This is a genomic window from Thiomicrospira sp. ALE5, assembly GCF_900112445.1.
In the GTDB taxonomy this organism is placed as follows: domain Bacteria; phylum Pseudomonadota; class Gammaproteobacteria; order Thiomicrospirales; family Thiomicrospiraceae; genus Thiomicrospira.
Map to the genome: position 1 here is coordinate 104,700 of NZ_FOYY01000004.1, position 17,589 is coordinate 122,288.

Genomic DNA, 17,589 nt, shown 5'->3' on the forward strand with positions numbered 1-17,589 from the left:
CTTACTTTTTCTCCTGCATCCACTCTTTGAGCACCATTGCAACAAGCTTAGGATCACTTGTTGCCAACTCCCTGACCTTATCAAACAATTCCGAGTTATTTGTGGACTCATCCTCTGTTTGACTTTCGTTGCCAATTTCCCTGTTCATTTGATCCAGTGCTTGACTAATATCAGGCGTAGCCAGTGTAAGCTCTTCATCTAACACATCCTCAGGATAAGCAACCTGTTCCCAGTTTTTTTGACCAAGGTCACGAAGCATGGGTCGCACAACTCCAAATACAATTACTAAAATAGCAATCGCTGCAACCAAATGCTTAATGGCATCCCAGAACCAAACCTCCTCCCAAATAGGACCCGATTCAAAGAATGATTCCTCAGGCGCTACAAACGCGGTATTTATTAACGATAAAGTATCACCTCGTGCGGTATCAAGCCCTAAACTATCCGAAATAATTTGTCTAAAGCTGGCTAATTCATCTTCGGTAAGTGCCTGGCGTTGTATTTCACCATCAACATTCACTAAACGATCGTCTAAGACAACAGCTACTGACAAACGTTTTAGCGCGCCAGCAGGATTTTTAATATGACTGATAGTGCGATCAATTTCAAAATTACGCGTGCGACGCTCTGATAAATTGCGTACACTTGGATCATTAGCAGGATCTAATAACTCTTCTGGCGCCAGGCCTGCTGGTGGTGGCTGGTTAGTTAAAGCGCCCGGTATCCCTTGGGGACCAACATCACGATTAATTTCTCGAATCTCCTGCTCTGAACGAATGGCTCGAGGATCAGGATCAAAGTTTTCTCTTGTCTGCTCAACTTGCGTAAAATCAAGCTCTGCACTCACTTGCGCTCTAACGCGATTGGCGCCCCCTAAAATCGGCGCCATTAAATTGATCACTCTCTGTGATAAGGAGTCTTCAATGTCACGCGTGTAATCTAATTGGCGCATGCTTAAGTGCAAATCTGAGGTACGCAACGAATTAGACAATAGATTACCAAACTGGTCTACCACTGTAACATTAGCTGAATCTAAGTTCGGGACACTAGCGGCAACAAGGTGCACTATAGCGGCAACATTTTGCTCATCTAAACTACGGCCAGAACGCAAACGCAAAACGACTGATGCACTAGCCGCCTGCTGCTCTCGCACGAAAACGGACCTTTTGGGTAAACCAAGCATGACACGTGCCGATTCGACTTGATTAATTGAGGCAACAGACCTTGCTAGCTCACCTTCCAAGGCACGATGAAATTGGGTTGTTTCACGAAACTGCGAAATGCCAAAGCCCTGATCCCGATCAAGCAGCTGGTAACCTGATTCAACTGGCCGTGGATAACCGTCAGCAGCAAGCTGCAACCGCAATGAATGCACCTGATTAGCAGGAACCAAGACACTAGAACCCGTTGAGTCAAGCTTATAATTAACTCGCTGAGAATCAAGAATTTGAACCACTTCATTGAGTTCGCTTGGCTCCATATTGCCAAACAACAATGCGTAGTTTGTGGACTGCGACCATAGTAAAATCGCAACTATGAGCGCAACTGAAGCAGAAAGGCCTACAATTAGGCTTATTTGACGAGCGACCGGTAGAGCGGTCATATTATTGATTATATTATCAAAACTAAAAGACTGACGGGCATTGTCATTTTTATTTATTGAAGCCGATTCCGCCATACCTGTCTCTTAATTGAAATTCTTTAAACCTATATAGGCATATTCATAACATCTTTGTAAGCTTCAACGAGTTTATTGCGTACCTGGGTCATGGCTTCAAAAGACAAGCTTGCTTTCTGTGCTTGCAGCATAACCTCTGTTAAATCAGCCGACGGATCACCTGTTACAAGGGCTTCTCTCATTTGCTCTGTTTGTTGAGCTTGAGAATTAACTGCCGCCAAAGACTCCTGCAACATTTGACCAAACCCGGCCGCATCTGCACTAGATGCGGCACTAATGTCCTGAGGTTTATTTTGCGCCTGAGCACTCAAAGCCTGCATTTGTAGCAATAAACTTTGTGTATCCACTTTATCCATAAGGACTCACTACCTATTGATGTGAAAATAGTATCATAATTAATATGATCTTACAGCAATCCATGTGCCAATTAATTGAACTCAATACCCAACTCTTTGTACTTTGCTAACTTGTAACGCAGCGTGCGCGTGCTTAGGTTAAGTTCATCTGCTGTTTTTTGCCGATGACCGTTATGTTTCTTTAACACCGTTAAGATCAATTTCATTTCTTGTGTTTTAAGATCACTGTCACCAGAACTGCTCGTATCCACATGGTTATTCTGCTCAAGGTTCTGCACTGACACAGCGTCAAACAGCAAGTCATCCCGCTCTATTTTTGTTCCTGTACGCATGACCATTGCTCTTTGAATAACGTTATCAAGCTCTCGAATATTTCCAGGCCAATTATGCTGTTTTAAACAAACTAGTGCCTCTTCTGCAACACCTTCACAGGGCTGGCCAAGTGTTTGATAACGCTTAATCAACCGCTGTGCAATCGGTTCAATATCGTCTGGTCGCGCTGACAATGCCGGCAACGTCAGCGGAAAAACATTTAAACGATAGTATAAATCTTCACGAAAACCGCCTTCATGAATCGCTTTAGACATATCAATATTGGTTGCACTAATCACCCTCACATCAAGTGATAGGGTTTTGGTCGAACCAATCCGCTCCACTTCGCGCTCTTGCAAAACACGTAACAACTTAGCTTGCAAATCCGCCTTCAACTCACCAATTTCATCCAAAAAAAGTGTTCCACCCTGGGCTTGTTCAAACTTTCCTGGCATCGCTTTTAGCGCACCAGTGAAAGCCCCCTTCTCATAACCGAATAAGACGGCCTCAATCATATTTTCGGGAATAGCTGCACAATTGATTGCCACAAAAGGCTGGTCAGCACGCATCGACTGCTGGTGAACATAACGTGCTAACACCTCTTTACCAGATCCACTGGCCCCTTGAATCAATACACTCGCCTCAGTCTTTGCCACTTTATCTGCTAGTTTTTTGACCTGCTGTGTTTTTGGGTCGACGGCAATAAAAGCATCTTCCTGACTCGCATCCCTTTGAAAGTAGAGTTTAGCCTTTTCCACCAGTACAGACGCCTCAAATGGCTTTGCTAAGTAGTCAACGGCGCCATACTTCATCGCTGAAACCGCTTGTTCAATCGAGCCATAGGCGGTCATCAACACAATGGGCAAATGTGGTTTAAGTGCACGGATTCGCTGCATTAGCTGATAACCATCCAACAAGCCATCCATCCGTATATCACTGAAAACCATCGCAATTTCATCATTTAACGCCACCAAGGCATCTTCGGCGTTACTGACCGCTACAACATCATAATCATGCACCGATAAGATATCGACTAGCGCTTCTTGTAACGCTGGATCATCCTCAACAACTAAGATTTTTGTTTCAAACACTGATATCCCTTTTTAACTAGATTCATTTTGCCGTTCACTCGATTGCTGTGGGTAACAACGAGGTAAACGTAATCCAAAACAGCTACCCTTTCCTTCAGTTGACTCCACCCAAACATGACCACCATGAGCCTCAGCAACCGCACGAACGACCGCTAGACCTAAACCCGTGCCCTTGGCTCGACTAGTATAAAAAGGCTCAAAAATTTTCTCATACAAATCAGCCGATATACCGGGACCATTATCACAAACAATCAAATCTACCCAGTCAGGTTTCAAATAGACCGCCAATCTAATGACCGCTTGCTCTTTAACAACATCAGTCGCATTAACCACTAAATTTTGTAAGGCCGTCTGCAACGCATCCGCATCACCTAATACCCATGCTCGCTCAGGATTGGGCTGAAACAGTGCCTCACTTTTTGACTTGCTCAGAACTGGCTCAAGTTGCAACATAACATGCTGTACTAGTTCACTTACTTCAACTGGGTTTTGGCCAACCTCTCCCCCTTTAGCATATTGCAGCATATCAGTGATTAAAGATTCTAAATGCTTCAAATTCGTTAACGCCTTTTGTGAAAAACGCGCCGCTCGATCATTTTGTTCACGCGTTAAAACTTGTTCTAACTGGGAAATGTATAGCAATGCAGCTGATAAGGGTGTACGAATTTGATGGGCAAGAGAGGCCGCCATTTCACCCATTGATTTTAGGCGTTGATGACGGTTAACATGATTTTGCAATTGTCGCGCTGCAGTGACGTCCTGAATCAGTAAAATTTTACCCAAGGTTTCGTCAAGCGCGACTTGTGACAAATGATAAATAGAGCCAGATTCCGATACTAATTCCTGTGCATCATTACGAGAAGTAAAACGCTGCTCAACAAGGCCCTCCCAGCTCATTCCCAGTGCATCTGCACCCAGAATATCATGAGCACTCGCATTCATCTCAATAACTTGGTTATCATCATTTAGCACCATAACGCCTGCTGGCAATAAAGCTAATAGGCGCTCTAAACGATCGGCAACGCGCCGTTTTTCCAAATTACTTTGAGTAAGCTGAGACTGTAAGTGAACAACCTGCTGCTGCAGAGAAGAGTAAGCTTTGGTAAGGTTTTCAGACGTTTTGTTGAACAGACTAAAGGCCTGCTCTAGTTCAGCGAGTCTATCACTATCTTTTATCGACACACCTTAGCTCCCTTAGTACCAAATCATCGTACAATAAGACTTAGAGGCTAGTATATAGGATTCGCTATAATAATGACATTAAGTCACATATTGGCGTGTTTGAGCAAACTGTTTTTTTTCTTTAACATAATCACTTTGCAAGCAGGCCTGCTGATCTTTAGTTAACCGAATCAACTGCTGATTGTTAGACATTAAGGCTTCATAAAGCGCTGAATCCTGTTGAAGTTGCTGCATGGAATAGCTACTTTTGTAGCTCTCTAACTGCTGAACAAACTGGTTATGCGCGGCTTCAAGGGCAAGCCAGTCCCCCTTTTCTGCCAGCAACACCTGATGTTGTGAAGCAGCGAGTAATCCTAGTCTAAGCGATTGCTTTTCATTCATACAAGTCCTGAACTCTAGAGATAGATCAACTGGCTAATCGTTGGCTTCGCATGTCATTAAGCTCTTGTTGAGTCAACTGCTGATAGTTATCTGGCATGAGCAACCACGCTTCTTGTAAACTCTCCATTAACTCTACAGCTTCGTTTAAAATAGCTACATCATTATGAAAAGATGCCTCAGTCACTCGTCTAGCAATATAGTCATACAAGCTATTTAAATTTTGTGCGACTTCACCACCCGCTTCCAAATCTAAGCCACCTTTTAAACCGTAAACTATCCCAATCACACGGTTAGCCTCTTGTGTTTTTTCGGAAATTTGCTTGCGCTCAATAAAAAACCGCATAACCTTCATGTGCTTAATGCCAGACTCATATAAAATCTTCACAAGCTGAAATGGCGTAGCCTGAGGAATAGACGTTTCCAAAGCATGATTCTGGTATTGTTGTGCCATTTTTTGCATTGCATAACTCATCAATCTTCTCCTCAAATCAATGCTTAATTTCTGGGTCTGTTAAAGGTGTTAGTTAAAAACTCACGGGTTTGGTCAAATTGTGATAATAGCGTTTGTAATGCCGAAAACTGTAAGCGATATCGTTGTTCGGCTAATTCAAAACGTATATCCAGTTTTGATTGTTGCTCGGCTAAGTTCTCTGCTCGCGTTTCTAGACCTGCTAACCGCTGGCCGATTAAACCCGTATCCTTATCTTGAATGTTACTCACGCGCTCACTCATCTGAGCGGCAAAACCTTGGCTAAAGGTAATATTAGCCGTAGGTGTAGCCCCATCTGTATTCCCGCCTAACACCCTAAGTTCTAATCCCCTTACACCAACCGGGTTACCCGATAAACTTACCGCGAATTCGGAGACCTTTATACGACGACCATCCGATTCATTGGCATATGTCCCAAGATCCACCGCATCACCAGAGGCAGTAACTATTTGCCCCTGCACATCGCTCCCTGATGCAGCATCATCTACAAGCCCAGCATTTGCAAGGTTAGTAACATTTTCTAACCGTACTTCAGAGTTGCGACCAAACTGGCTTGATGTTAACACAAACTGATTATTATCAAGCTGGACATCTACTCTCGCGCTACTCGCCGCAATGGTGGGCTGACTGTTAATAGCCAACTGGAGTGCCTGCGCAAAATCTTGTTGCGTATAATTGCCCTCCGCCAAAGATATACTAACAGGATCTAAGCCATTTAATGCAATATCAAAGCTAGCGTCAGGACCAATTTCAATTTCATTACTGGCATTTAATGTAGTGGTATCTGTTTGCAAACTTGCACGCGTTGCATGACTCGTCACAAAGACTTGGTAATCCCCTGTTTCCGTACGATCAGACCCGCCTAATACCTCAACCAGTCCCTCGTCAGATTGTCCACCCCTAGAAAAAATAGCCGCTACCGCAGCGGGGTTAGCGGTCAGTGCTTGGTTAAGCATAGTTTCATCTAGCGACATTTCACCCTCAGCATTCACACTAACACCAATAGAGCCGAGATTATTTAATGGAGCCTGTAGGCCAGGCACCGTTGAGGTTACCAATTCGCGTAGCTGGCTTTGCACATTACGCAAAATGGAACTACCAGCCAACACACCAGTAAATTCTTTAGCAGGGTCTTCACGCTGCGCCTCAGTTAGCGTTTCAGTTGAGCCCACATCGCGCAGAATATCACGCAGCTGATTGTAGACCAATACAAAATCTTGAACCGCCTCAACAACATCCGCCGTATTACGCTCAACAGATACAAGCTGAGGTCCAGCGACTTGTTTGGCCGTAAAATTCAAACCACCAATCACATTATCAAACTGATTCGTGTTGCTGTTGATTGTCACACCATTAACTGCTATCTGGGCATTTTGAGCCGTTGAGGTCAGTTGTGCATCACCACTTGCAGGGTCATTGATATCAAAATTAAAACCAGGCATACCGCTTACACTGAATGCTTGCTGCTCACCACTTAACGATGAACTTAACATTAACCGAAACTCTCCACCATCATTAATTACCGCAGCGGTCACACCCAAATCCGCAGCATTTAAGCTTCGTTGAAAACTTTCAAGTGTATTATTGGCAGGACCAATTTCAAAGGTCTTAGATTGACCACCTTGATTAAAAACCACCGTACCTTCTGCAAGCGCAGAGTCTTGCGAGCTAAAAACCTGATTCAATACAATCGTCTGGGACTGCGCTAACTGATTAACCGCAACACTATAATTACCTGGTGCCGCATTTTCACTCACGCTGACGCCCAACTGTTCTGGATTAGCTGCAGAAGCATTGATATCACGGAAAAAGTCTGGGCGAGATAAATCAGTTAGAAAACTATTAAAGCCTGTTAGGTTGAGATTAAGATACTCAAGTCCACTTTGCTCTTTTTCTACTCGAGATAAATTTCTATCGACAATGGCACGTTGTCCAGCCACCTCAGCTTCTGCAATAACCTTAGCCATATTACCAGCATCTAAACGCCCCCCGGTAATGCTGTTTACAATATTACTACCGATTGTATTAGCCATGATCCACCTCGAAAATATCTTACTAGTATTATTAACGGCATAAACATAGAAACCTTAAGAACCTAGTTTAAACTTTAATAACTATTAGATACAAAAAAAGCCTAGCAACACATTGGTCACTAGACTTATAATATATATGATTTAAGTCAAATAATCTGATTTAGTAATGCGCCAGTTAAACCTTTGCCATCTTTAGCTGGCACCACCGTTGATGAATCCAAAAACGCTTGAATATTTTGTATAACTCTTAAAGCCTCTTCACTAGGATACTGCCTAACTACTTCTGTAGTCGATCGATCGATCAACTTCATGATAGAAGAACGTGTTGCCTCATCTAAACTAAATGCAAGACCAACATTGAGATCTTCAAGTCGCTGGTTGATACGTTCAATTAATGCATCATTAATGTTTAGTTTTAACTCTTCTGATTCAGGCTGTACCTGTGAAACCTCTTGCGAAAGCGCATTGGCTTTCGCAAGTTCAGTCGATTCTTTAAGATTCGTACCCGAGTTTAAACCGGAGACGACCGGTTTAAACTCAACAGCGGTTGGATTTTGTATCGTGGAGTCCATGACACAACCCTCCTAGCTAATCATTGATTATCTTAATAATGATAGCACGTTTTGCGACTGCTGGTTAGACTGACTCAACATACTCATACCGGCCTGCTGCAATACCTGAGTACGCGCTAGGTTAGCTGATTCTGCAGCAAAATCGGCATCTTCAATACGAGAGCGTGAAGCTTGAATGTTTTCGTCAACATTCTGTAAATTCGCAACAGTGTAATCAAGACGGTTCTGAATAGCACCCCAGTTTGCGCGCATGGTTGAAATAGCTTCTAAATCGTTATCAATTGCGCTCAATGCGGCAGAGGCAAATTCAACAGCAGATGCAAACGTGATACCAGAACCATTACCAGTCATCAATTGAGTACCCGTACTTGCAGCCTGCAATGTATTGAAGTCGAGTAATGCGACGCCAACACGATTATCGTTGCCACCTTCCCAACCAACGTGAGCCCTGAAGGCACCCGCAGCACTTGCAGCAGCTTCGAATGCTGAATTAGCCACCTGACCAATACTTAAAACAGCACTTGCAGCAAAACTTGATGCATTCATAATATTCTGACCATTAAACTTAGTGGTATCCGCCACACGCTCAATTTCACTTTGTAACTGCGAAAATTCAGCTTGCATCTGTACACGGTTTTCGTTGTTGTAGGTACCATTCATCGATTGCAATGAAAGTTCTCGCATACGTTGCAACATGTTCACAACTTCTTCAGATGCACCATCAAGCGTTTGCACCATACCAATACTGTCATTGGCATTTCGAATGGCTTGTTGCGTACCAATAGACTGAGTATTCATGCCCGTTACAACTGCAAGACCTGCTGCATCATCAGCCGCTTTATTAATTCTTAAACCCGACGTTAAACGTTCCATCGAAACTGATTGTTCGCGTGAAGTTGTATCAAGAATACGTTGCGCGTTCACAGCACCCATGTTTGTATTAATTACCATTGACATGATATTTCTCCTTTCTACTCTCTAGACTTACCATTTGCCACCTAGGCTCCGGTTCCTGAAATAGATAACGGCTCATGCCAATGAAACTTTAATAATGTTTTTAAAAAATTTTACTTTGGGGATTTAAGCGTGTACGTGAACAATGCGGTTAGGCGATCATTAGGTTACTTAGGTTACAACCTGGCTTGTGCCGTATTGTTTATCAACCAAGGTCAATTCATACAATACGGCAATTAAAACTAAATATTGTTAATAAAAATTGATCTTTTACCTTAGTAACGAAAGCACATTTTGTGATTCTTGATTAGCTTGACTTAACATAGTCATACCGGCTTGCTGCAACACCTGAGTACGAGCTAGGTTTGCCGACTCGGCAGCAAAGTCTGCGTCTTCGATGCGTGAACGCGAGGCTTGAATATTCTCATCTACATTTTGTAAATTGGAAACAGTGTACTCCAAACGGTTTTGAATGGCACCCCAATTTGCCCGCATAGTGGAAAGCGCCTCAAGGTCATTATCAATTGCATTAAGTGCCGCTGAAGCATAAGCAACTGCGGAAACAAAAGGAACAGTTGCTGTATCACCAGAAAACAGAAACACAGTACTTGACCTTGCAGACAAAGTATTAAAGTCAAGTAAAGCTACACCAACTCGATTATCACTACCACCTTCCCAGCCAACATGCGCCCTAAATGCTCCTGCTGCACTGGCTGCAATGGCAAAATCCGCGTTATTTGCCGAACCAATACCAAGAACAGCTGAACCGACAAAACTTGCTGAGTTCATAATATTCTGACCATTAAATTTAGTCGTATCTGCAATACGACCAATTTCATTTTGCAGCTGAGTAAACTCAGACTGCATCTGTACCCGGTTTTCGTTGTTGTAGGTACCATTCATCGACTGCAGGGAAAGTTCACGCATGCGTTGCAACATATTAACGACTTCTTCAGATGCGCCATCCAATGTTTGAACCATTCCAATACTGTCGTTAGCATTGCGTATTGCTTGCTGTGTACCAATTGACTGGGTATCCATGCCGGTAACTACGGCAAGACCTGCCGCATCATCAGCCGCCTTATTGATTCTTAACCCAGATGTTAAGCGCTCCATTGAGTCTGCTTGCTGACGTGAAGTCGTGTCTAATATACGTTGCGCGTTCACAGCACCCATGTTTGTGTTAATTACCATTGACATGATTTGTCTCCATAAACAGATTGTTAAAATTGAAAAACGATCTTCTTCATTCTAACAAGCTATAATCATGCCAATTATTGAAGCGCTTTCAATAGAGATAGTGCTGTTTTATTCTCTGGCTCCACTAGTAAAACTCTTTGTAATGCAGCAATTGCATCAGCTTTTTGCCCAAGCTTGGTATACATATTTGCTATTTTTACATTTATAAGGTATGCATCAGGCTTTTGAGTGATATATAGATTTAAAATATCTACAGCAAACGCAGTTTGACCAAGCAAATCAACAAGATCAGCGTATGGCAACATGTAGTCAATAGAGAATCGACACAACTCTTCAAGAACTTGCATCGCATCATGGTAACGCTGAAGGTCAATAGCAATATCTGCAGCATATTGTAGTCCAAGCTGACGACACCGATGCTCTTCTAATGTTGTATACAACTTGAAAGCATTTTCTTTATCACTTAATATCTCGGCTTGCATCGCTTCAACTAATTGCATTATCGCTTTTTTATCACTTGTATCAGTTAACTGACTAGCGACCTCTACGATATCATTCAACTTGTCAAACTTCCCTTCTTTTCTAGCTTGCTTTATTCTTTCAAGCAACACAGGCAACGAATGTATCGATTGTTTGAGCTTACCAGCCAACTTTGTATCAACATTTGCTAGCTCAGCTTTAAAGCTATTGAAAGCATCATTAATGCACGATATTTCATCATCACTATTTGGCATTTCATTAAATCTCAGCCAAAAGCGACTCCGTCCGAATTCTTCATACTTTAACCAATAGGGAAAAAGCTTAGTTGGGTCGTCACCCACAACTTCGCTCAACCTCAATTGAGCTCTTTCTTTACTAATTTCTAAAAGATGAAGAAACTCTTGGCTGGACTGTTTAACTGAATGAAAAAAAACACTTAATTGTTCTGAAGCCGCTTCAATATTTTCAATATTACTCTGATCAGGGTTAAAGTTATCCATAAAGTGAATAAAGTTATAATTCATCAACATATCTGCATCATCATTTAATGCATTGTTGATTTTTTTTCTAAGTTTTTCGAGCTTATCTTTTGTTTTCTTTTTTGGTTGCTGAGACTTCTTGTCGATTAATTTAGGAACGGCTAAAAAACCATCAACGGCATATTTGTGAACCGTTTTAAAGCGCTTTAACTGATTATCAATATCTACAATGGTACTTTTAATGTGCTGGTGGTAAGACTCTATTGATATAGTTAACTCATTCTTAATATGTTTAAGCGCATTAGAAATATTAGGAGTTTTATCTAAATTCAGCTGGTCTGGCATTTGGTATTCAACGTCGTCCATTTTAGCGGACTGACTGCCAAGAGAAATCACCTTGAGACTGTTCGCTCTAGTTTTAAAGAACTTAATTTGCCGCTCAAATGAAAGCTTTGTCTCCATTAAAGTGGGTTTTGTTTCAACTAAATCACCGACATTATTAGTAATTGTTATCAAGTCAGATAACGCAAGATTTGCGAATAACCTTGACTCATTACTGCCTTTTTCATGTGTCTTGCCAGCTGGGAAACAAAAATCTACACCAGACAACAATACATGTTGACACCCCATTTCAACTGCGAAATGAAACGCTGTGTTCACTACAGTGGGCCCTGGTGCTGCAATATTAACCGGCAGAGTACTTTTCCATCCATATCTATTGCCACCATAGGCTTTTATTCCAGTCCATTGTGAGAGCAACTTTGGATTTACATGATAGCTATGTAGAAGGATGGATCTTTCTTCAAATGCAAAAATTCCTTTAGAGTTATCAAAACTGACATCATGAGGATCTACCGATACAAAAAAATCAGGCACGATACCTTCATCATTTAGGCGCTGAGCAATTCGTGCAACCGAAAAAATAACTAAATTTTCCTGATTTAGTTTTATCCAATCGATATTTTCATCTAATGTTGGCCCCCCCCCTAATATAATAGCGGTAAGATTAGTTAACGGCTCACCAAGTTGCTTAATCGGTATGACATTATCCGCAACATTGTATAAACGAGCATTGTCAAATTGCATCGTATTTTGAGCAATATAAATCCGATTTACTAAGTTATTAAACGCGGCCTGTTTCTCAAGCCAAAGCAAATCATAGTTTCCATGATTAGGGCTATCAATGACGGCCATTGACTTGATCAGCTGAACCTTATGCCGTAAAAAATAGGTTTGAAAAGAGGCTGCTAATAATTCAATATTAAAAGAAGCAGTTACCAAATTTACTTGTTGATCAAGGTCATTGGACAATTCACCTTGTAAATCAATGCCTGCATATACTTCATCAAAATCAATAAAAACAAACTTCAGATGCCCTGGTAGCTCTTGGTTTTTTATAAACTTGTAAAAAAGACCCGAGTCTGTTCCTATAATTACAAATAACATCTCTTCATGTTTTAGTAACTCGGAAAAGTGCCTTTTGTAGATTGCTTCCGAAGGTTCTTTCGCAAACAACAACTGGTTTACTTCGGTAAAAAATACTTCACCAAAAGGATTGACTCTTTTATCTTCTAAATTCAACATAAACTACTCGTATTTAATTGTTTTTGCATTCAAAATTGCTTCAACAATATGTACATCTATCATTGCATCCACATCTACCGCTTGATCGTGAGGTGTTTCAAAAAGCTGTGTTTTGCCTTGTACAGTAAAATCGTTATAGTTTCTAAGCCACTCTGGAGTCGCGATATAAATCGCTCCATTAATTGTAAAGTAGTTTTTTTCTAATTCTTGTCTTCTAGGAACATAAGCCCCTGAGTCAACGATATAACGCCAGGAGTCCTTTTCGACAAAAATACTTTTCGCAGGATGTTCCTTCATCTCAGTTACACCAACCAATGAAACAGCTGGCTTATTCAAAAATGCTTCTATCGCGGAATCAATTAACTCAGCGGTACGCAGTGGCGAAGTTGGCTGTAATAGGACTATAACATCTGGCAAATCATGATTAACCTCCATCCAATCAAGCCACTCAACAACAGAGTCAACTAATCTTGATTGATCACCGGCTAAGGAATAAGGCCTTTTGTAGGATGCATCTACACCTAAATCACTGCAAAAATGTCTTATCTCTTCATCTTCAGAGTTAAGCACAATTTGATCTAAATAATGGCTATTCTTTGCTGCTTCAATAGTATACTGAATGAGTGGTTTGCCATTAATTGGATAGAGATTTTTTCTTGGGATACCCTTAGAGCCACCACGAGCGGGAATAATGGCTGTAATTTTTTTATTCATCATTAAACTCCTCACTGTGAAAGTGCAGCCCGTAATCAACCTGAGCTTGTTCATAGTCAGGCATCTTGCCAATATCCATCCAATATTCAGTTAAAGGAAATCCGCCAACTGCGCAGTTCTGATCTAAAAGGTCGTTCATCATAGCAGGCATATCATAATAACCATTAATACTAACTTGATTAAGTGAAGCTGGAGATAACGCATAAATGCCAGCGTTTACAAAATATCGCTGCAACGGTTTTTCAATAATTTGAGTCACTTTTGAGTCAGTGAACTCCACAACTCCATAAGGAATTTGTTGTGAATATTCTCTTACACAAGCGGTAACCACATTGTTATGGGCTAGGTGAAAACTCAATAAGGACACGAAATCTACTTTAGTTAAAAGGTCACCATTCATAACAATAAAATCATCCGTTACATCCGGTAGTAAAGCCAAAGCGCCTGCCGTACCTAAGGAAGACCCCTCTTCTATATATTGTATGTCTACCCCCCATCTGTCTCCATTGCCAAAGTAAGCTTTAATCTGATCCCCAAGATAATTGATACAAAAATAAAACTTATAAAATCCCTGCTCTACAAGTTGGTTAACAATAGTTTCAAGTATTGGTTTACCGCCAACATTCAACATTGGTTTGGGGATATTTTCAGTTAAAGGTCTAAGCCGTAATCCTTTCCCACCAAGCATCAGAACAACGGGATTACGTAACTTCTCGATCCTTGCAGGTTTATCGTAAAACAACCCAATCAAAATGCCATTACCATCAACAATAGGCAAATGCCGTAAGCCCTTGGAATGCATTAATGCGCGCCACGCCGCCTCATTCTTATTTTCTAATCCACAAGTTGGCTTGGGGTTCATAAAAAGACTAGAATCAAGATCAAGTGTTGCTCCGCTTAATAATGCACGCCTAATATCACCATCAGTTATGGTTCCGCAAACACGCAGATTGTCATCTACTACCACCACAAACTGCATAGAACTCACATCCAAAACTTTTAAGACTGTACGTAACGAATCATTTAGTCTGACCGTGATATTATCAAGAATAGTAATCATCATAGGCGCTACCATAGGCGTTAGAATTAAAGTAAGACAATTAACATGAACAACGGCTAGATCTTACGAAAAACAAAAATTGTGTTATAACCCAAAATCGTACAACAACTTAAAAGCTTATGCTCAATCCATCTTAACCAGTGCCACGGCATAATGGTGTTAAATTCATTCTGTGGCAATTTCCCAATAGAAAACACTTTAACTAGTTCAAATCCATTTTTTTCTGCCAGCGTTGTTAATTCTGAATTCAACATACCTTTATCTCCGCCCTGAAAAGTTAATCGAGATAGTGTGTACGGAATCGACCAAAAATTTCTATGATTATTGCAGATTAAAAATCCACCTGACTCCATTTTCGTGGATATAAAATTCATTGCTGCATCTCTTAAGGGGGGCTCAGCATTTGGAAAAAACCGAAATGCCGTAATTAAATCGAACCTAACGCCCTCGAGTTCTGAAGGATCATCTTTAAAATCCGCATTCAAAATACAGGTTTTGGACAAATGGCTACGCGCCACCTCAAGCATTAAAGTCGATGTATCTAGAATATACTGATTTGCTTTAGTATTCTCTTCCATTAATTTTGCTACGCGACCCGTACCGCCTGCGAAGTCTAAGTATGTACGAGGCAGTTTAGTCTTAACAAAATCTTTCAAGAACGCTTTTTCAAATTGCCACATCATTTTTCTTCCAGGTCTTGACTCAAAAGATTCATGGTAAGTTTTACAATATGCAAGGTCTACTTCTTTAAAGCCTCGAGCGTACTCACCAGGTTGACTCACTTCTAATCTGGGTTTTAATAAAAAAGGTCTTGTAACAAGGGATATTGTTTTCTCGATTACGTTCAAAATTTTCTCCAAATAGGCTGATTTTAACTACTTCTTTTGCAAGTTACTGATCGTTTCTATAATTTTTTTACATCCATCATTAGATTCTGGAAAGTACTCAAGCGCTTTTAAGCGAACCTCTTTCTGAAAAGATGGATCAATCCCTTTTTCAAAGGTCTCTAAAAGCTCAGTATTATTATCGGCACATAAAATCATACCTGTATCTAAAAGTGGGTCATTTTTTAACTGATTATAGGATTGCCACCATTCAATCAACTCCGGTTCAAACCATAAGTACACACTACTACTAAAAGCCCGTGGTGATATTTTATTTAAATGTAGTGCGTCAAAGCCGCAGGTCGAAAACGCACTCACCACCAAGTCGCACACACTTAAACTTTGTTTCAATTCCAAGCCTGGATCAAAAAATACCCGTGCTCCGACTGCTTGTTCTAATAAGGCAAACGTCTTGCGACGCAATACTTTCGACTCTTTAGGGTGTGGACGATACATTACTTTAAACGGCCTAGACCAAACATGAAGCTGCTCAGCTAACCTTTCTAGGGTTTTAATATAACCGGGATTGTCCTCTAACGGCTGCCCATAAAAGCCTAATAGCACTTGCCCTTCAGCCACCAGGCCTGGTCGCAGTAAATGTCGGCTTGCCAGAGCGTCAAAGCCCTCAAACTCGTTGTGTTTAATCGATCCAACGGGAATACAGTCTATCGCTGGATAACGCTTACGTGTTAACTCTACAGCAAGTTGATCTAAGACAAACACCGTATTAGGAAAAATATCTATTAGTGGATTAATATCACCCCAATAACTTTGCAGCGCATAACTCGGCACGCCATGACGCTCTGCCCAAATCAACGCGACTTCGTCTACCCCTGCATCCGGCCCCGAAATACCGGTCAGTACAGCATCCGGCTGAAAAGTATCACAAAATTCGGACAACTTGTTTATTTGAGATTCCAGTGATGTTTCTGCATCAAAAATTCGAATGGAATGATGCGCATTTAACAGCTCGCTGGCTGGGAATTGAGCTAACACTTGAATATCAAAATCAGAATTTGCCGCAAGCTGGGGAATCAGTACTTGGAAGGATAAAGCGGTGGCCGGATCACGCGCGGTAATCAGCAGTTTTATGTTAGAGTGAGTTGGCATAAGATGTCTTGTAAACGCGATTGGTTCTGTTGTGCCAGCTTATATAAAAACACAAATTTTTCCCATTCACTGTGTGGCACGCTACGCCCTTGCCGTTCGGCTTCTGACAGAATCAGTAAGCTTCGCACCGCCAGGGCCTGTAAAAATCCGACCAAATGATCGGCATGGTCAAAACGTTTTGGATAAACCCGATAATAAGACGACAGCAAAGCATTTAATTGCGCACCCATATCCTGTGGCTGGTGAATCAAAATAAAACGCTCAATCACGAACGCCAAATCTTTAAGCGGATTAAACCAGGCCGACTGCGCGTCTTCAAAGTCCAAAAACACTACATGGTTGTTGCAGTCTAACATCACGTTGCCGAAGTTCAAATCACCATGAACACATTGCGCATCCTCAATCAACAAGCCCAATAAGGTTTTATCCGCCTGCGCCAAAATCGCCTGCGCTTCCTGATCGCTAAATGTCTGCTCTTTGCTTTGTCGCCAACGTTCAATCAACGCCTTATGACGCTTTAAACCGCGTGACTTCACCTGTTCAGAAAACGGTGCTTCGGCTAAGGCTGAATGCAAATGAGCCATCGCTTCACCCAACATGGTCAGCGAAAAGCAATTGGGTTGGATAAATTCCGCATTCAGATAAGGATAAGCCATCAAACTTAAAGTGGCATCGCCCAATTCGGCTGCCGACTTAGGAAAACCGAGCAAGAGTCGATTAACAGTGACGCCTTTTGCCTGCAGGTATTCAACAATATGATCTGCTTCAAATTGGCGTTGCGCATGCCTTTTATCGGTAATTTTTAGGAAATAACTCGGATGATTCAAAACTCGATAATAACCGCGAGGCCAGGCCTGGTAACTAACCATGCGCTCAATGCGCCCATCAAAACCACAAATACTTCGGATTTGTTCTGCCTGATCACAATCCAATGGCAGCCAAGACACCTCATGCGGGAGCAGTCCTTCAAACGCAGGCGTATTCGGAACCCAAATATCAGTCATACTGCTCCTGTGAGCTAAAAACAAT

Annotated in this window: 16 protein-coding genes; all 16 read right to left on the reverse strand. The window is 41.6% G+C overall.

The genetic code is table 11. The annotated features are described in order from the left end of the window. Position 1 precedes the first annotated feature (1 nt). A complete protein-coding gene (gene fliF, locus BM293_RS07255) occupies positions 2 to 1,678 on the reverse strand; it encodes a flagellar basal-body MS-ring/collar protein FliF (RefSeq protein ID WP_093448045.1) in 1,677 nt (558 codons plus the stop codon). Positions 1,679 to 1,707: 29 nt separating this feature from the next. After that, complete coding sequence (gene fliE, locus BM293_RS07260; protein WP_093448046.1) at positions 1,708 to 2,034, reverse strand: flagellar hook-basal body complex protein FliE; 327 nt, start codon at positions 2,032 to 2,034, stop codon at positions 1,708 to 1,710. Positions 2,035 to 2,105: 71 nt separating this feature from the next. Further along, complete coding sequence (locus BM293_RS07265; protein ID WP_093448048.1) at positions 2,106 to 3,437, reverse strand: sigma-54-dependent transcriptional regulator; 1,332 nt, start codon at positions 3,435 to 3,437, stop codon at positions 2,106 to 2,108. 12 nt (positions 3,438 to 3,449) lie between these two features. Then, the gene (locus BM293_RS07270; RefSeq protein ID WP_093448050.1) at positions 3,450 to 4,619 is read right to left on the reverse strand and encodes a sensor histidine kinase; all 1,170 of its coding nucleotides are present in this window, start codon (positions 4,617 to 4,619) and stop codon (positions 3,450 to 3,452) included. Between the two features lie 78 nt (positions 4,620 to 4,697). Beyond that, positions 4,698 to 5,000: a hypothetical protein gene (locus BM293_RS07275; RefSeq protein WP_093448052.1), complete on the reverse strand. Its 303-nt coding sequence runs from the start codon at positions 4,998 to 5,000 to the stop codon at positions 4,698 to 4,700. 25 nt (positions 5,001 to 5,025) lie between these two features. Beyond that, the gene (fliS, locus tag BM293_RS07280) at positions 5,026 to 5,472 is read right to left on the reverse strand and encodes a flagellar export chaperone FliS (protein ID WP_093448053.1); all 447 of its coding nucleotides are present in this window, start codon (positions 5,470 to 5,472) and stop codon (positions 5,026 to 5,028) included. 23 nt (positions 5,473 to 5,495) lie between these two features. After that, entirely contained in the window at positions 5,496 to 7,523 is a 2,028-nt protein-coding gene (gene fliD, locus BM293_RS07285; RefSeq protein ID WP_093448055.1) for a flagellar filament capping protein FliD, read from the reverse strand. A 146-nt stretch (positions 7,524 to 7,669) separates the two neighbouring features. Beyond that, complete coding sequence (locus BM293_RS07290) at positions 7,670 to 8,095, reverse strand: flagellar protein FlaG (RefSeq protein ID WP_093448057.1); 426 nt, start codon at positions 8,093 to 8,095, stop codon at positions 7,670 to 7,672. Positions 8,096 to 8,122: 27 nt separating this feature from the next. Next, positions 8,123 to 9,052 (reverse strand): flagellin N-terminal helical domain-containing protein, encoded by a 930-nt coding sequence (locus BM293_RS07295; RefSeq protein ID WP_093448058.1) that lies wholly within the window; start codon positions 9,050 to 9,052, stop codon positions 8,123 to 8,125. Between the two features lie 267 nt (positions 9,053 to 9,319). Continuing rightward, a complete protein-coding gene (locus tag BM293_RS07300) occupies positions 9,320 to 10,249 on the reverse strand; it encodes a flagellin N-terminal helical domain-containing protein (RefSeq protein WP_093448060.1) in 930 nt (309 codons plus the stop codon). 74 nt (positions 10,250 to 10,323) lie between these two features. Beyond that, positions 10,324 to 12,792: a motility associated factor glycosyltransferase family protein gene (locus BM293_RS07305; RefSeq protein ID WP_093448061.1), complete on the reverse strand. Its 2,469-nt coding sequence runs from the start codon at positions 12,790 to 12,792 to the stop codon at positions 10,324 to 10,326. Between the two features lie 3 nt (positions 12,793 to 12,795). Then, positions 12,796 to 13,506, reverse strand: a complete 711-nt coding sequence (locus BM293_RS07310; protein WP_159428467.1) for an acylneuraminate cytidylyltransferase family protein — start codon at positions 13,504 to 13,506, stop codon at positions 12,796 to 12,798. Then, on the reverse strand, positions 13,499 to 14,569 hold the full coding sequence (locus BM293_RS07315) for a nucleotidyltransferase family protein (RefSeq protein ID WP_093448064.1): 1,071 nt from the start codon (positions 14,567 to 14,569) through the stop codon (positions 13,499 to 13,501). Before BM293_RS07315 ends, BM293_RS07310 begins: the two co-directional genes overlap by 8 nt. Before the next feature lie 53 nt (positions 14,570 to 14,622). Further along, a complete protein-coding gene (locus BM293_RS07320; protein ID WP_093448066.1) occupies positions 14,623 to 15,414 on the reverse strand; it encodes a class I SAM-dependent methyltransferase in 792 nt (263 codons plus the stop codon). A gap of 27 nt (positions 15,415 to 15,441) precedes the next feature. Beyond that, on the reverse strand, positions 15,442 to 16,560 hold the full coding sequence (locus tag BM293_RS07325) for a hypothetical protein (protein ID WP_093448068.1): 1,119 nt from the start codon (positions 16,558 to 16,560) through the stop codon (positions 15,442 to 15,444). After that, a complete protein-coding gene (locus BM293_RS07330) occupies positions 16,539 to 17,564 on the reverse strand; it encodes a phosphotransferase (RefSeq protein WP_093448069.1) in 1,026 nt (341 codons plus the stop codon). Before BM293_RS07330 ends, BM293_RS07325 begins: the two co-directional genes overlap by 22 nt. Positions 17,565 to 17,589 lie beyond the last annotated feature (25 nt).

Excerpts from the sequence above, each read along its gene's own strand:
- fliD (WP_093448055.1), bottom strand. The coding sequence starts at position 7,523 with ATGGCTAATACAATCGGTAGTAATATTGTAAACAGCATTACCGGGGGG.
- BM293_RS07275 (WP_093448052.1), bottom strand. The coding sequence starts at position 5,000 with ATGAATGAAAAGCAATCGCTTAGACTAGGATTACTCGCTGCTTCACAA.
- BM293_RS07300 (WP_093448060.1), bottom strand. The coding sequence starts at position 10,249 with ATGTCAATGGTAATTAACACAAACATGGGTGCTGTGAACGCGCAACGT.
- BM293_RS07315 (WP_093448064.1), bottom strand. The coding sequence starts at position 14,569 with ATGATGATTACTATTCTTGATAATATCACGGTCAGACTAAATGATTCG.
- fliE (WP_093448046.1), bottom strand. The coding sequence starts at position 2,034 with ATGGATAAAGTGGATACACAAAGTTTATTGCTACAAATGCAGGCTTTG.
- BM293_RS07330 (WP_093448069.1), bottom strand. The coding sequence starts at position 17,564 with ATGACTGATATTTGGGTTCCGAATACGCCTGCGTTTGAAGGACTGCTC.
- BM293_RS07295 (WP_093448058.1), bottom strand. The coding sequence starts at position 9,052 with ATGTCAATGGTAATTAATACAAACATGGGTGCTGTGAACGCGCAACGT.
- fliF (WP_093448045.1), bottom strand. The coding sequence starts at position 1,678 with ATGGCGGAATCGGCTTCAATAAATAAAAATGACAATGCCCGTCAGTCT.
- BM293_RS07310 (WP_159428467.1), bottom strand. The coding sequence starts at position 13,506 with ATGAATAAAAAAATTACAGCCATTATTCCCGCTCGTGGTGGCTCTAAG.
- fliS (WP_093448053.1), bottom strand. The coding sequence starts at position 5,472 with ATGAGTTATGCAATGCAAAAAATGGCACAACAATACCAGAATCATGCT.
- BM293_RS07305 (WP_093448061.1), bottom strand. The coding sequence starts at position 12,792 with ATGTTGAATTTAGAAGATAAAAGAGTCAATCCTTTTGGTGAAGTATTT.
- BM293_RS07290 (WP_093448057.1), bottom strand. The coding sequence starts at position 8,095 with ATGGACTCCACGATACAAAATCCAACCGCTGTTGAGTTTAAACCGGTC.
- BM293_RS07325 (WP_093448068.1), bottom strand. The coding sequence starts at position 16,560 with ATGCCAACTCACTCTAACATAAAACTGCTGATTACCGCGCGTGATCCG.